General features: G+C 72.4%; 10 protein-coding genes and 1 pseudogene. 6 read left to right on the top strand and 5 right to left on the bottom strand.

The window, feature by feature from the left end; translation table 11 throughout:
• Positions 1-22 precede the first annotated feature (22 nt).
• The 3 genes from BLW76_RS20980 (at position 23) to BLW76_RS20970 (ending at position 3,270) form a co-directional block, all read left to right on the top strand.
• On the top strand, positions 23-895 hold the full coding sequence (locus tag BLW76_RS20980) for a TauD/TfdA dioxygenase family protein (RefSeq protein ID WP_091309972.1): 873 nt from the start codon (positions 23-25) through the stop codon (positions 893-895).
• A gap of 8 nt (positions 896-903) precedes the next feature.
• Positions 904-2,109, top strand: a complete 1,206-nt coding sequence (locus BLW76_RS20975) for a cytochrome P450 family protein (RefSeq protein WP_091309970.1) — start codon at positions 904-906, stop codon at positions 2,107-2,109.
• Positions 2,110-2,484: 375 nt separating this feature from the next.
• Positions 2,485-3,270: a hypothetical protein gene (locus tag BLW76_RS20970; RefSeq protein WP_091319640.1), complete on the top strand. Its 786-nt coding sequence runs from the start codon at positions 2,485-2,487 to the stop codon at positions 3,268-3,270.
• Between the two features lie 141 nt (positions 3,271-3,411).
• On the opposite strand, the gene BLW76_RS20965 is transcribed toward BLW76_RS20970, so the two are convergent.
• Positions 3,412-4,857, bottom strand: coding sequence for a serine hydrolase domain-containing protein (locus BLW76_RS20965; RefSeq protein ID WP_091309968.1), 1,446 nt, complete (start codon positions 4,855-4,857; stop codon positions 3,412-3,414).
• Positions 4,858-4,888: 31 nt separating this feature from the next.
• Positions 4,889-5,584: a glycosyltransferase family protein gene (locus BLW76_RS20960; RefSeq protein WP_091309967.1), complete on the bottom strand. Its 696-nt coding sequence runs from the start codon at positions 5,582-5,584 to the stop codon at positions 4,889-4,891.
• Between the two features lie 142 nt (positions 5,585-5,726).
• Between BLW76_RS20960 and BLW76_RS20955 the strand changes: the two genes are divergently transcribed.
• Both BLW76_RS20955 and BLW76_RS20950 read left to right on the top strand, forming a co-directional pair.
• Positions 5,727-6,935, top strand: coding sequence for a glycosyltransferase (locus tag BLW76_RS20955; RefSeq protein ID WP_091309965.1), 1,209 nt, complete (start codon positions 5,727-5,729; stop codon positions 6,933-6,935).
• A gap of 194 nt (positions 6,936-7,129) precedes the next feature.
• Positions 7,130-8,269 carry an MFS transporter gene (locus BLW76_RS20950; RefSeq protein WP_091309964.1) on the top strand — a complete coding sequence of 380 codons (1,140 nt, stop codon included), beginning with the start codon at positions 7,130-7,132 and terminating at the stop codon, positions 8,267-8,269.
• A gap of 10 nt (positions 8,270-8,279) precedes the next feature.
• Here the strand turns inward: BLW76_RS20950 and BLW76_RS20945 are convergent, their stop codons facing one another.
• A complete protein-coding gene (locus BLW76_RS20945) occupies positions 8,280-11,111 on the bottom strand; it encodes a helix-turn-helix transcriptional regulator (RefSeq protein ID WP_091309961.1) in 2,832 nt (943 codons plus the stop codon).
• A 727-nt stretch (positions 11,112-11,838) separates the two neighbouring features.
• Here BLW76_RS20945 and BLW76_RS20940 point away from each other — a divergent pair.
• Positions 11,839-12,843: an ABC transporter substrate-binding protein gene (locus BLW76_RS20940; RefSeq protein ID WP_091309960.1), complete on the top strand. Its 1,005-nt coding sequence runs from the start codon at positions 11,839-11,841 to the stop codon at positions 12,841-12,843.
• Positions 12,844-12,986: 143 nt separating this feature from the next.
• Here BLW76_RS20940 and BLW76_RS50680 read toward each other — a convergent pair whose 3' ends face one another.
• Positions 12,987-13,553: a DUF3553 domain-containing protein gene (locus tag BLW76_RS50680; RefSeq protein ID WP_341866547.1), complete on the bottom strand. Its 567-nt coding sequence runs from the start codon at positions 13,551-13,553 to the stop codon at positions 12,987-12,989.
• Between the two features lie 299 nt (positions 13,554-13,852).
• Positions 13,853-14,566: pseudogene (locus BLW76_RS50675) on the bottom strand (DEAD/DEAH box helicase); the annotation flags it as partial.
• Positions 14,567-14,862 lie beyond the last annotated feature (296 nt).

Genomic DNA, 14,862 nt, shown 5'->3' with positions numbered 1-14,862 from the left:
ACCCGTTCCAGGAAAGGAAACCATGGAGCAGTACGAACTCGACGCCGTCAAGCGGATCACGACGCGGCCGGCGCGCGGCTACCGGACCCTGGCGGTGCGGGGCCTCACCCCGGTGATCGGCGCCGAGGTCACCGGCCTGGACCTGACGCGGGAGCTGTCCGACGAGCAGCTCACCGAGCTGAAGACGGCCTTCCTCGACCACCACGTGCTGGTGTTCCGCGACCAGGACATCTCGGTCGAGGACCACAAGCGCCTGGCGGCGGCGTTCGGCGAGCTGCGCCCGGTGAACCCGCCGCCCGAGCACGGCGACCCGTACATCCTCGAGGTCGCGACCGCGCCGGAGTCGGCGAACGTCTTCGGCAACGGCTGGCACGCGGACGGGACGGCCGACGCCGAGCCGTCGCTGGGCTCGATGCTCCACATCACGCGCATGCCCGAGCCGGGCAGCGGCGGCGACACGCTCTTCGCGAACATGCACCTCGCCTACGACATGCTGTCGCCGAAGCTGAAGGAGCTGCTGGCCGGGCTGACCGCGATCCACGACGGCGCGCACGCGTTCCGCGGGCACAAGATTCCGGACGGCTACGAGCCGCCGGTCAGCGAGCACCCGGTGGTGGTGCGGCACCCGGAGACCGACCGGCCGCTGCTGTACGTCAACCCGGCCTACACCTCGCGCATCCCGCAGCTGTCGGCCGACGAAAGCCAGGCGGTGCTCGACCTGCTGTTCTCGATCGTGCCGAACCGGCCGATGCTCGCCTGCCGCGTGCGCTGGGCGCCGAACACGCTGGTGTTCTGGGACAACCGCTGCGTCCAGCACCACGCGACGTACGACTACTACCCGCACACCCGCTTCGGCCACCGCGTCGCGATCAACGGCGGCCCGCTCAAGGGCTGAGGAGCCTCATGTCCGAACCCGTGGTGGACGTCCGCGACCCGGCCGTCCTCGACGACCCGATGCGCGGCTACGACCGCGTCCTCGCCGCCGGGCCGGTCTGCCGGGCCCGGCTGCCGGACGGCGGGGAGGGCTGGCTGGTCACCGGCAGCGCCGAGGTCCGCGCCGTGCTGGCGGACCCGGCCGTGCGCAACGATCCCACCGGCCTGCCGGGCCGGGGCGCGCAGACGCAGGAGGAGGCGTTCCTCGCGCTGGGCACGCCGCCGGAGCACCTGCCGTACCTGCGCGCGAGCCTGCTGAGCCTCGACGGCGCCGAGCACACCCGGCTGCGCCGCAGCATCAGCCACGCCTTCGGCGCAACCCGCGTCGCCACGCTGCGGCCCCGGGTGCAGCAGATCGTCGACGAGCTGCTCGACGGCCTCGGCGCGACGGCGAACCTGCTGGACGAGTACGCCTACCCGCTGGCGATGGCGGTGGTGTGCGAGCTGGTCGGGGTGCAGGAGCCGGACTGGGCGGCCTGGTGGCGCTGGGGCAAGGTGCTGGTCGACGGCGACCCGGCGCGGATCACGCCGACGCTGGGCGAGATGTTCGCCTACTGCCACGAACTGGTGGACAAGCGCCGGGCGGACCCGCGCGAGGACCTGCTCAGCGAGGTCGTCGCCCAGGACGACCTGACCGACGTCGACACGGTGGCGCTGGTGGTGTTCCTGGTGCTGGCCGGGCACGAGACGATGGCACACCTGCTGTCCAACGCGGCGCTGGCGTTGATGCGCGACCCCGCCCAGCTTTCCCTGCTGCGGAGCGAGCCCGACCTGTGGCCGGCGGCGGTGCGCGAGCTGGTCCGCACGGACGGCCCGGTCCAGCTGGCCCGCCTCCGCTACGCGGCAACGGACATGGAGGTGGGCGGCGTTCGCATCCGCGCGGGCGACCCGATCCAGGCGGTCCTCGGCGCGGCCAACCGCGACCCGGCCCAGTACGCCTGCCCCCACAAGGCGAACATCCGCAGGCAGGCCTCCCACGGCGGCCGCGAGGGCAACGTGGGGTTCGGCTGGGGGCCGCATTTTTGTTTGGGGGTGGCGCTGGCGAAGCTGGAGGCCGAGGTGGCGTTGCGGAGCCTGTTCGAGCGCTTTCCGGCGGTGGAGCCGGTGGGCGAGCCTGCCTGGGTGCCGCTGCCGCGGGGACGGCACCGGGTGGCGCTGGAGGTCCGGTTGCGCTGAGCCCGGCCCCGAGCGCCCCAATGTGGCGTTGGTTGCGTCCAACGCACCCAATGTGGCGTTCGGTGCGTTGGACGCACCGAACGCCACATTGGGGCGCATCCGCCGCGACGACACGGAAGGCTGAATTTCGGCCGATTGCGTCGCGAACCCTCCACTCGCGACGCTCCGGCCTGGTCTTCGCGGTCGAGGGCGGTGATCCTTGAGAGCGTGAAGAGGGGAACTTGGGCACAGCACCCACTCGTTGCCGGCCACCGAGACAATCCAGATGTTGTACGCACCGCAGAGCTCGAAGAGATCGGCATGCAACGCAGCAGCGTCTACCGCCGCTGCCTGCCCGGCGGCCCTTGGCGACGGTTGCTGCCGGGAATCATCCTGTTGCATCCCACCGAGCCGACCGACGAACAGCGCTTGCGAGCGGCACTCATCCGCGGCGGCGGCTCGACGGTACTCACCGGACTCTGGGCACTGCGAAGACACGGGCTCCGGGAGTTCCCGGAGCCTGACGACGTGCACATACTCGTTCCGGACGAACGTGAGATCACCAGTAGCGGCTTCGTCGTCGTCGAACGCACGACCCGGCTACCCGTCCCGGTCATCCGAGGAAAACTACCCGTTGCGCCGGTGCACCGTGCGGCACTCGACGCAGCACGCCGTATCCGGGACTTCGACACCGTACAGGCACTGCTTGCCGAGGCCGTACAACGCAAGCGGTGCACACCCGAACAACTCGACAAAGAACTCCGCCTCGGCAGCCAACGCGGCTCCGCATTGGCCAGACGGGCCCTCCAGGCGATCCTCGGCGGCGCGGAATCGGTCGCCGAAGCCGAAGCCTGGGAGGTCTGGAAACTCGCCGAGCTGCCGCCGGCAGAGTGGAACGTACGGCTGTTCGACGAGCACGGAGCTTTCATCGCCAAGCCGGACGCCTGGTGCGACGATATCGCGTTCGCCTGGGAGATCGACTCACGCAAATGGCACAGCGGTGCAGCCGGCTACTCCGAGACCCTGGCTCGCAATGCGCGATACACCGCAGCCGGGATCACCTTCCTGCAGACACTGCCGACCCAGCTGCGGACCGAGCCCGATCGGGTGATCGCCGATCTGCGCTCGGCCTACGCGGCGGCCCAACGGCGCCCGCGTCCTCCCGTGACCTGCCGTCGGTAGCCCCCTGAAGCGCCCCAATGTGGCGTTGGTTGCGTCCAACGCACCCAATGTGGCGTTCGGTGCGTTGGACGCACCGAACGCCACATTGGGGCGCTGGCGACCGGCCAACAGACTGGCCGTGACCTCGTGGCTGGGGCAAGATCAGTGCGCGGTGCCGGCATAGAAACCCACGGGCATCGTCAGATCCGCGCTCGACGCTCCGCACTCCAGCATCCACAACGCCGCCGCCGGGCCGAGTTCTCGGCCCAACACCCCGAGGGCCTCCGGGTCCGGTGCCACCGCGCGGGCCTGCTCCACGCCCCGGGCGAACGCCTCCGGGTCCCAGCCTGCCGAGTCGTCGCCCAGTGAACGGGCGCCAATGGTTGACAGCGGCAGGCGTTCCGTCACCCCCAGCAGGCCGTGGGTGCGCTCGCCCGTCAGTACGCCCATCCAGCGCGAGCTCTCCGGTGTCGGACGGGGGCCCGTCCAGCGGGGGCGGCCGTCCATGTCCGGCAGCTTTGCCGGGGCGCCGGATGCCGCCCAGTGGCCTGCCCACTCCACCGCCAGGCCCGGTGCGCTGCGGGTTGCCGGGTTGTGGAAGCGGGCCATGTCCCAGCGGTTGCCCACCGCCACCGCCGCCAGGTCGCGGTGCGGCCACACCCTTGCCTCCCACCAGAACCCCCACGGGAACGCCGCCGTGTGGCCCCACCACCAGTCGTCGCCCAGTGCCGGGTCGGCGAGCTCGAGCGTCAGGCCGGAAAACGACCGGGGGCGCGGGCGCGGGACCCGCGGTGTCGCCATCGTCGCGAGCGAGTCCGGGGTGACCAGGCCATGGTCACCGCGGGCGGTGCGCAGCAGGGATTGCAGCAGCCGCGCGAAGTCCGTGACGCTCGTGTACATCCCGACGCCCGGGTACGCCGCCGTGCGCAGGGGTGGGCTGGGGACGCACCAGTCGCCGAACGCCATGTACCCCGTCGCCCCGGTGGGGGTGCCGTGGCCGTCGTCGATGCTCGTGGCCGTCATCCCCGCCGGGTCGAACACCGTCCGCCGGACGCGGGCGGCGTACGGTTCGCCCGTCAGGTGCTCGACCACGCCGCCCAGCACGCCGATCCCGAAGCTCGAGTACGAGTAGGGCCCGGGCTCCGTCACCAGCGGCAGCACTCCGCCGTACTCCACCGCGCGGCCGGCCCCGTGCCGGCGCCGGACGTACTCGAGGATCGGCTCGGCCGGGGCCGTGGGCGCCGTGGCCGTGACGATGTCGCTGTAGTAGCCGCCCTGGTGGGCGGCCAGCATCGCGGTGGTGACCGGGGCCGCGCCGGGCCCGCGCAGGCCCGCCGGCAGCACGTCGTCGACCGGCGTGTCCAGGCCGGTCATGCCCGCCTCGGCCAGCTGCATGAAGGCCAGCCCCGTGACGGGCTTGGTGAGCGAACCCGCCGGCGCGAGCGTCCCGGCGGTCATCGGCGTGCCCGCGGCCAGGTCCGCGAACCCGGTCGCGGCCGTGCGCAGCTCGGCACTCGTCGCCACCGCGACGGCGACCCCGGGGGTTCCGGTCACCGCGGCCAGCCGGGGCAGGACGGTGCCGAGCGCCGCCATCACGTCGTCGAGCATGCTTCTCCTCTTGCGTCCACAAAGGACCTGGTCAGCCTTCGGTGGTGTTGTAGTTGACGATCCGCTCCGCCATCAGGGCGACCGCGCCCGCCAGCGGGCTGTCCGCCTCCCGGACCACCACGTCGGGCAGCCGGTGCGCCTCCTCCTCGGCCACCGCCACCATGCCCCAGAGCGCATTGAACCCCGCCGGGTCCGCCGGCTTCTCCGCGGCCGCCTTGACCACGACGTCACCGGTGGTCCCGACCACCGTGAGCGCGCCCATCTGCCGCAGTGTCCCGGGGTCGGACTCCTCGGCCGCGACCACCGTCCACCCCGCCACCTCGGCCGACGCCAGCGCGGCACGGAGGCTGCCCGCACTGCCCGCACCGCTGACAACGATGTCAGGAAGCACGAGTGCCACCGGCCCCCGCGTCATCGGCAGGGCACTGCGGATCGCGCCGTCGAGGCCCGGTTCGTCCTGGTAGACGAAGACCAGCTGGAACGTCCCGGCGTAACGCTCGAGGTACTTCACCGTGTCCAGCTTGTGCGTCCCGAACACGACGACCACGCGCACGGCCAGCCCGCCGCGCACCAGGTCGACGACGGCTTCCAGGCTGCGGTCCAGGACGGTGACCCCGGGCGCCAGGCAGTGCAGCTCCTTCGCGTACGGCGCGCCGAAGCGCGTTCCGAATCCGGCGCAGGGCAGGATGATCGAAACATCGGGGGTGACTGCGGACGAAACAGGCATCGCCTGGCCCTCGAGTTCTGTTGACGGTCAAAAGCCCTTGTCCGCCTTGACAGTAGCCGGTTTCGCACAGACGGGGAAAGCGCTCCCCCGGGCACCGTAGACTGCGGTCACGTCGCCGAGGAGAGAGCGAAGAGGACACCCGATGCGAGTGCTGCTGTCCACGTACGGGACGCGGGGCGACGTCGAACCGCTGGTGGCGCTCGCGCGGGAACTGCACGCGCTCGGCGCGAAGACGCGGATGTGCACCCCGCCGGACGCCGAGTTCGCCGACCGGCTGGCCGGCCTCGGCATCGAGCCGGTGCCGGCCGGGCCGCCGGTGCGGGCGCTGATGCGGGCGACGGCTCCCCCGACGCCGGCCGAGCTGTCCCGGTACCGGAGCGAGCTGCTCGACACGCAGTTCGCCGTCCTCCCCGCGGCGGCCGACGGCTGCGACGTGCTGGTGGCCGCCGGGTTGGCGCAGGTCGCCGCGCGCTCGGTCGCCGAAACCGCGGGCATCCCGTACGTGTACGTCACCTATGCGGCCGTCAACCTGCCCTCGCCGCACCACGCGCCGCCGCCGCGGCCGGGCTGGCCGGAGCCGGACGGGGCCGCCAACCCGGCGTTGTGGGAACGGGACGCCGGCCTGGTGAACGCGCAGTACCGCGAGCCGCTCAACGCCCATCGGGCCGCGCTCGGCCTGCCGCCGGTGGACAACGTGCGCGACCACGTCTGCTCCGACCGGCCGTGGCTGGCGGCGGACCCGGTCCTCGGGCCGTGGCCCGAGGAGCCGGGTGGCCTCTCGGTGGTCCAGACAGGTGCGTGGACCCAGGTGGACGAACGTCCGCTGCCCGCCGAACTGGAAGCGTTCCTGGAGGCGGGCGCGCCGCCGGTGTACGTGGGGTTCGGCAGCATCAGCCCGGCACCGGACATCGCCCGCTGGTCGGTCGAGGCGGCCCGCGCCCGCGGCCACCGGGTACTCGTCTCCCGCGGCTGGGCCGGCCTGGACCTGGTCGACGGCCACGACGACTGCCTCGCGATCGGCGACGTCAACCACCAGCGGCTGTTCGGCAGGCTGGCCGCGGTGGTCCACCACGGCGGCGCGGGCACGACGCAGACGGCGGCCCGGGCCGGCGTGCCGCAGCTGGTGGTCCCGATCCCGTTGGCGGACAACCCGTACTGGGCCGGTCAGGTGGCGGCCCGCCGGGTCGGGGCGGCCCTCGACGGCCCGACGGCAACCGCCGAATCCTTACGCGCCGCGTTCGAAATCGCGGTGGCACCGGAAACCCGGGCCCGGGCGCGGGCATTGGGGAACGAGATCCGCACCGATGGAGCAGCGGTGGCGGCGCGCCGGTTGCTCGACGTGACGGATTGAGCTCTTCCTCACCCGGCGGGCGGGCGTCCGTCCGTGCCGATGCACGCCCATCCGCAGGGCCATCCGAACGGCACAACCGTTGAGCCACAACAAAGTTCGTTCATCCGTCAGGTGACGGATGTCTGCGGGTGTGCCGACCGCGAAACATTGCTCTACGGAGCCCGCCGCTCCGGCCTCGACGCCGAGGAGGAGCGATGTCCCGTGCTACCACCACCCTCTCCACGGTCGTGATCTTCGTCCTCGCACTGAACCTCCGGCCCGCCGTGACCAGCCTGGGTGCCGCGCTGCCCGACATCTCGGTCGCCGGCGACATCGTCGGCGCGGTGCTGGTCGCCCTGCCCCTGTGGGCGATCGGCCTCGGTGGCTGGGCGACGCCGTGGCTGTGCGCCAAGCTGGGAACGCACCGGACCGTCACCTTCGCGCTGGTCGGGCTGGTGCTGTCGCTGAGCGGGCGCGTGCTCGGCGGTTCGTCGCAGCTGCTGGCCGGGACGGCGCTGGCGTGCCTGTCGATCGCGGTGCTCGGCACCATGCTGCCGCTGCTGGCCAACGGTTCCGCGGCCTTCACGTTCGGGCTCGGGGCGGGCAGCACCGCCGGCGCGCTGTTCACCCCCGCGGCGGTGATGTCCTCCTCGTGGCGGATCGGCCTCGGCGTGTGGGCGGTCGCGGCGTTGCTGGCCCAGCAGGTGTGGCAGCGCACGTCCGGGGAGTTCCCGGCGCCGCAGGCCGCCTCCGGCGCGGTCCCGGCCTCGGCGTTGACCATCCACTTCGGACTGATTTCGACGGTGACGTTCCTGGTCATGGGCTGGCTGCCGGGCATCCTGCGCGACGCGGGCGTTTCCCCGACGACGGCGGGCGTGTGCCTGGCGCTGTCGATGGCGATGGGGCTGCCGATGATGTGGCTGGTCCCGGGCTGGACGCGCCGCTGGCGCAACCAGACGCTCCTGGTGGTGGTGCTGGCCACGCCCAACGTCATCGGCGTGACCGGCCTGCTCGTGGCCCCGGCGGCCGCGCCATGGCTCTGGGCGGTGGCGACCGGTACCGGGATGGGCTCGCTCGCGTTCGCCCTGACGACGATTTCGCTGCGCAGCAGGGAGAGTTCGCTGTCGCTGTCGGCGGTGGTCCAGGGCGCGGGGTACCTGATCGCCGGCTTCGGCGTCCTGGCGTGCGGCTGGCTGCACACGGCGTCCGGCGGCTGGCAGGGACCGCTGCTGCTGGTGCTGGCCATCCTGCTCGGCCAGATCGTCAGCGGGCACACCGCGGTCGCCCGCCGGACACCGGCTTCGGCCGCGATTGCCGTCCGCCGCCAGGACGAGGCCCCGGAGGTCGGTGTCTGACCCGGGAGCCTCAGCCCGACGCGGACTGGTGCCGCGCCGCCTCCCGGGCGATGTCGATGCGGGAATGCACGCCCAGCTTCGACAAGATGTGCGAGACGTGCGTGCCGACCGTGCGCGGGGACAGGTACAGCCGGCCCGCGATCTGCGGGTTCGACAGCCCTTCCACCACCAGCGCCGCGATCCGGCCCTCGGTCGGCGTCAGGCTGTCCCAGCCGTGGGTCACCTGGCGGTGCTTCACCTTCGGGCCACGGCGGATGCCGAAGGCCCGGAACAGCGCGCGCAGCCGGGCCACGTCCCACTGGGCGTCCAGCTCCGCGTACAGGTCTATCGCGTGGGTGAACGCCGCGCGCGCCGAACCGCGGTCCTCCGCCCGGGCTTCGGCGAACGCGATCGCCGCCGCCTCCAGGGCCTTGGCGCGGGACAACGGCCTCGCCGCGTCGCGGTAGCCGTCGGCCGCGCGCAGCAACATCGTCGGGTCGCGCTCGAGCAGGCCCCGGCAGTACAGGGCCAGTGCCCGGCGGTGCGGGATCGCCGACTCCGCCGCGATGGCGCGGGCCCGGGCTTCGATCGCCGCCACCGTGCGCACGTCGCCGATCGTCGCGGCCAGGCGGGCGGTGTCGCCCAGCAGCTCCTCTCCGGCGTCTTCGCCCGCCGGCACCGCCGTCAGCACCGCCAGCGCCCGCTCCGGGGCGCTCGCGTGCTCGAACGCGAGGCTGCACGCCCGCACCAGGCACTCCACGAACTGGTCGCCGATGCGTTCGGAGTACAGCGCCGCGATGTCGAGGTGACGGCGGGCCGCCGCCGTTTCGCCGCGGTGGAAGTGGATGATCGCCGCGACACCGTGGTCGCCGCAGACCACGGCCGGGTCCTTGCGGTCGTCCGCGACGACGTCGACCTCGGCCAGCGCGTCGTCCCACCGGCCCGCCGCCAGCAGCAGCTGCCCGACCGCGCTCTGGGCCTGGCTCAGCCGCGCCACGCTGCCGGTGCGCTCGGCCAGCTCCCGCGCCTGCGCGGCGGCGGCGAGCGCGTCGGTGTGGCGGTCGAGCGCGCCGAACGTGACCGACTGGTTGATGCGCAGCTGCAGGGTGAGGTCGGTCAGCGCCGGATCGCCCCGGACGACCGCCATCGCGCGCTCGAACAGCGGCAGCGCGCCGGCCCACTCGCCCCGCACCATCGCGACGAAGCTCAGCACGTGCAGGGCCCACCCGGTCGCCCAGCGGTCTTCGACCGGGCCGAGCTCCGCCAGCGCCGCGGTCGCGAACCGGTCGGCGTCGTCGATCTCCCCGAGGTAGCGGTGGGTCCGCGCGATGAGCACCAGCAACCGGGCCCGGTGCCGGGCCTGCAGTCCGGGCTGGGTCAGTGCGTTGTTCAGCTCGGGCAGGAAGTCCGCGGAGCAGCCGGTCAGCCCGCGGCACTGGACGACCGTCGTGTACAGGTCGACGCGCACGTCGGGGTCGCGTACGCGGTCCAGGGCGCGCAGGGCGATCCGCTCGGCCTGGGCGACGTTGCCCACGCCGTAGTACGCGTCGGCCAGCCGGCACGCCAGCGTGCCGGTCACGGTGTCGTCGAGCGGCGCGTCCCGCACCGCCCGCCGCAGGAGCGCGACGGCGGCCACCGGGGCCTGGCCGATCAACGGCGTGGCCACGTCGAGCAGCCACCGCACGGCCCACGGCGGCACCGGCACCCGGCTGTCCGTTGTGGACACCATGGGCAGCAGCTGCCGCGCCACCCGCTCGACCGGGGCGCTCGCCTCGGCCAGCGCCCACGCGGCGGCCTGGTGCCAGGCGATCCGGACCGCCGTCGGCATCTCGTCGTACAACGCCGTGCGGATCAGCGGGTGCCGGAACGCCAGGTCGTCCCCGGCCGCCACCAGCACCCCGGCGGCCCGGGCCTCGTCGAGGGCGGGCAGCAGCTCGGCGAGCGAGGAGTTCGTCACGGTCACCAGGTCGGCGACCGAGAAGCCGACGCCGAGCAGCGCCGCCGCCCGCAGCACGCCCCGCGCCGCCTCCGTCAGGAAGCCCAGCCGGTCGGCGATCGCCTCCGGCAGCGAGTCCGGCGTGGCCGCGCCGGTCAGCTCAACCACGCCCGCGGTGTCGACCTCCAGGCACGAGCTGCGGGCCAGCGCGTCGACCAGTTCGGTGAGGTACAACGGGTTTCCGGCGGCGTCGTCGGCCAGCCGCGCCAGCTCGGCGCCCGGCTTGCCGCCGGCCAGCGCGGCCACCAGCTCGAGCACCGCCGGTTCCGCCAGCCGCCCCAGCCGCACCCGCTCGGCCGGGCCGACGATCCGGAAGAGCGAGCGCAGGTCGTCGCGGCGCGGCACCGGCCGCAGCACGCCGATCAGGAGCAGCGGCAGCTGCCGGACCGAACGGGCGAGCCTGCTCCACACCGCCACCGTCGTGCGGTCGGCCCACTGCAGCTCGTCGACGACCAGCACGGCCGGTTCGTCCTGGCAGAGCTCGTCCACCAGCGTGATCAGCTGCTCGGCCGCCGCGGCGGCGAGGTCGGCGCCCTTGCCCGCGACGGCACTGCCGCCCAGCAGCTCGGAAATGGCGTCACGCCGGGGATCCCGGGTGACCTGCGTGACCTGCAGGGCGTCCAGGAGCGGCAGGAGCGGCAGCGGCTGCCCGAGTTCGTCGCCCGCGCCCCAGAACACCTGGCAGCCCGCATCGGCGGCGGTGGCGCAGGCGGCGCGGACCAGCGCGGACTTGCCGATCCCCGGCTCGCCGTCCACCAGCACGGCGCGGCCCCGACCGGCGGCGGCATCACGGATCCAGGCGACCAGCCGGGACAGCTCGCCATCCCGGCCGACCAGCAACTCGGTACCGTCCGTGAGCGGTCGCACACCGAGGATTTTAGGAGCAAAAGCTGTTCCCCAACAAGAGGTGCACCCGGTCAGCGCGGAACGCCGGTCGGTAGCCGGGTGTTCGCGCATTGAAACGCGCTTCCCGTGAAATGCACCGATTTGTGATGCCGACGTGATTGCGTCTCCCTGCGTTGACGGATATCCGATCACCCACTCACTGATGGCCTAATGCCGTGACCCGGACGAATGCGGGGCGACAGCGTTTTCCGCGCGCGAATCCGTCCGCCGCGGGGGACGCCGGCCCCGCTTCCGATGCCGCAACGCCCTCCCGGCTCGCGACTACTCTCCGTTGCCACACCCGGAGTTCGACGATTTCGACAGTAGTCGGATTTCGCCTGCTTAGGCAGGCAACTCCTCGGATACGGGTGCTCCGAGCGCGATTTCGACGGCGTGCGCGCACCGAGTTCGTCGCCGTCGGATATGACCGTGAATTCGTTGTTTTCCGCCCCGCACGACGTCCTCCGGCCACGTTTTCCGCACTTCCCGGCGAGCCGCCGGACGCGGCATCGAACGGATCTTCGGGCCCAACAAGATCGTCGATCAAGTATTCGTGCGGCCATTGTGGTGAATTCCGTGACCCGGCCCACATCACGCATTGTCAAGGATCGCCGGGGAACCTACAGTGGCCCGCCTGACGCCGGGGAGTGAATCACGCACCTTCCTTGGAGCCGGTACATCAACTGTCATCTCCTTCGAGGAGCAGACCTTGTTTGGAATCGTCAGGAGCGGTGGCCCGTTTCGTGCCGCGCTCGCCGTCATCGCCGTCGCCGCCGTCGCCACCGCAACCGGTTGCGGCGCACTCGGTTCGGGTACCTCGAGCGCCGCGGCGGGCGGGCTGGAGAAATCCACGCTGAAGGTGTCGATCCTGCCCACCACGGACCTCGCGCCGTTCTGGCTGGCCCAGGACAGCGGCTACTTCGAAGCCGAGGGCCTCACCGTCGAATCCGTCATCGCCGCCAGTGGCCAGGCCTCGTTGACGAAGTCGATCTCGGGCGACGTCGACATCGCGTTCTCGACCTATCCCCCGTTCTTCACGGCGCGCGGCACCGGCGCCGCCGACATGCAGCTGGTCGCCGACGCGACGTCGGTCAACGCGAAGTCGAACGCGATCGTCACGGTGCCGAATTCGCCGGTGAAGACCATCACCGACCTGGCGGGCAAGAAGATCGCCATCACGGCCAAGAACACCGCGTCGGATCTGCTCACCCGCTCGGTGATGCAGGACCACAACGTCGATTTCGGCAAGGTGAACTGGGTCCTGATCCCGCTGCCGAACATCGCCGCGGCCCTGCAGCAGGGCCAGGCCGACGCCGCGTACCTGCCGGAGCCGTACATCACCCAGGCCGCCCAGACGGCGGGCGCGATCCCGGTGGTCGACATCAACACCGGCGCGACCCAGGACTTCCCGCTGACCGGTTACGGCGCCACGAGGAAGTGGGTGCAGGCGAACCCGAAGAGCCTGGCGGCGTTCCAGCGCGCGATGCAGAAGGCCACCCACGACACGTTGATCGACCGCGCCAAGGTCGAGCCGCTGCTGGTGCGGTTCGCCAAGATCGACGAGGACACGGCCAAGCTGCTCACCTTGCCGGGCTACGGCTCGGTCCTGGACGCGCGGCGCCTGCAACGGGTCCCGGACCTGCTGCTGCAGCTCGGCGCCATCCCGTCGCCGATCGACGTGAACTCGATGATCAGCCCGCAGGCGGGCCGGTGAGCGCGGCTGGGCCGACCGGATCACGGTGCCGGCAGCTCCGGCGGAGACGTCCAACGCACCCAATGTGGCGTTGGGTGCGTCCAACGCACCGAACGCCACATTGGGTGCATCGCGAACCGGCACCGCGGAGAACCCGGTGACCGTCAAGCGGGCCGCTCCGCCGTCACCTCGAGCACGGAGTTCTCGCGGACGGCGGGCACGGACAACGTCTTGTAGCCGTGCTCGTCGAACACGACCGTCACCTTGTCGTCGTCCACGGACATCACGACGCCGTCGCCCCAGTCCGCGTGCCGCACCGCGCCGTTGACCGGGAACTCGCTCGTGCCGGACGCCTGCTCGGCGGCGGTACCGGCAGTGCCGGCGGCGCAGGTGTCGCAGTTGCCGCACGGCCGCGGGAGCTGTTCCCCGAAGTAGCCCAGCAGGTTCTGGCGGCGGCACCCGGTGGTTTCGGCGTAGCCGCGCATCATCTCGATGCGCGAGCGGATCAGCCGCTGGTGCGTTTCGGCGATCTCCATGCTCCGGTCGACGGCCGTTTCCGGGGCGAGGCGGGGATCGAGGTATTCCAGGCGGCCGTCGGAGGTGACGCCGACGGCGCCGGCCTGCTCCAGCAGGTTGACCGCGCGCGTGCGCTGGGCGGCCGAGACGCCGAGCTTCCTGCCGAGCTCGGCCGGCTTCAGCGGTGTGCCGTGCCCCGCGAGGGTCGCGGCCACCGCCGCCAGCGCCTGCTCGGGCGCCTTGGCCGCGGTGAGGAACTTCTGCAGGCCGAGGTCCTGCGGCCGGTAGTACAGCGTGATCTCGGCGGGCTCGCCGTCGCGGCCGGCGCGACCGATCTGCTGGTAGTACGTGTCGAGCGAGTCCGGCGCCGAGGCGTGCAGCACGAACCGCAGGTCCGCCTTGTCGATCCCCATGCCGAACGCCGAAGTCGCCACCACGACGTCGAGGCGCCGCCGGAGAACTCCTCGTGGGCGCGTGCGCGGGCGGCCGCCTTCATCCCGGCGTGGTAGGCGGCCGCGCGGACACCTTCCGCGGCCAGTTCCCCGGCGTAGGTTTCCGCGTCCTTGCGGCTGGTCACGTACACCAGCCCGGGCCGGGTGGCGGGATCCGCGGTCAGCGCGCGCGTACGCGTCAGCACCGCCTGGCGCTTGTCGGCGTCGGTGGTCAGCGGGTCCACGCCGAGCCGCAGTTCGGGGCGGTCGAAGCCGGCCAGGACCTCCCGGTGGTCGCGCAGGCCCAGCCGGCGCACGATGTCGGTGCGCACCGGCAGCGCCGCGGTCGCCGTCAGCGCGATCACCCGCGGGTGCCCGAGCCGCTCGATGACCGGCGCCAGCCGCAGGTAGTCCGGCCGGAAGTCGTGGCCCCACGCCGAAACGCAGTGGGCTTCGTCCACCACGAACAACGAGACGCCGAGTTCCGCGACGGCGTCGAGCACCTCGTCGGACGCCAGCTGTTCCGGGGAAAGGAACAGGTATTCGGCCCGCCCCGACCGCAGCGCCGCCCACGCCTGCTTGCGTTCGGCGGCGCGCAGCGTGGAGTTCAGGGCGACGGCGTCCGGCGCCCGGCTGTCTTCGATGCCCTCGATCTGGTCGTTCTGCAGGGCGATCAGCGGCGACACCACGAGCGTCGGCCCGTCCAGCACCAGCGCGGGCACCCGGTAGATCGCCGACTTGCCTGCCCCGGTCGGCAGCACGGCGAGCACGTCGTGGCCGGCCACCACCTGCTCCATCGCCTCGAGCTGCTCCGCGGTCAGCTCGGGCCAGCCGAACTTCTCCGCCGCGATCCGCTGGAGCTCGGCGCGTCTGCCCTGGGATGCCATCCGCCGGAGATACCCACGCCGGTCGCGGGGAAACGGCGGTCACCCGACCCGGACGCCGGGACGCGACGCACGTCACGCCCGCCGGCGTCGCCGCCGGGAACACCGCGCCACGCCGGACGTTGTAACGGGTGTCGGTACGGCGGAGTCCCCCGGGCCTCACCCCTTCCGCCTTCCCGGACCACCGGTTCACCCGGAGCCGGGTCGCG

Source organism: Amycolatopsis tolypomycina (assembly GCF_900105945.1).
In the GTDB taxonomy this organism is placed as follows: domain Bacteria; phylum Actinomycetota; class Actinomycetes; order Mycobacteriales; family Pseudonocardiaceae; genus Amycolatopsis; species Amycolatopsis tolypomycina.
The sequence above is the reverse complement of the archived record's forward strand: the minus strand, read 5'-3'. Positions and strand labels throughout refer to the sequence as shown.

Bases quoted from the DNA above. Each gene is read 5' to 3' on its own strand.
- BLW76_RS20975 (WP_091309970.1), top strand. From the start codon at position 904: ATGTCCGAACCCGTGGTGGACGTCCGCGACCCGGCCGTCCTCGACGAC.
- BLW76_RS20955 (WP_091309965.1), top strand. From the start codon at position 5,727: ATGCGAGTGCTGCTGTCCACGTACGGGACGCGGGGCGACGTCGAACCG.
- BLW76_RS20980 (WP_091309972.1), top strand. From the start codon at position 23: ATGGAGCAGTACGAACTCGACGCCGTCAAGCGGATCACGACGCGGCCG.
- BLW76_RS20950 (WP_091309964.1), top strand. From the start codon at position 7,130: ATGTCCCGTGCTACCACCACCCTCTCCACGGTCGTGATCTTCGTCCTC.
- BLW76_RS20965 (WP_091309968.1), bottom strand. From the start codon at position 4,857: ATGCTCGACGACGTGATGGCGGCGCTCGGCACCGTCCTGCCCCGGCTG.
- BLW76_RS20960 (WP_091309967.1), bottom strand. From the start codon at position 5,584: ATGCCTGTTTCGTCCGCAGTCACCCCCGATGTTTCGATCATCCTGCCC.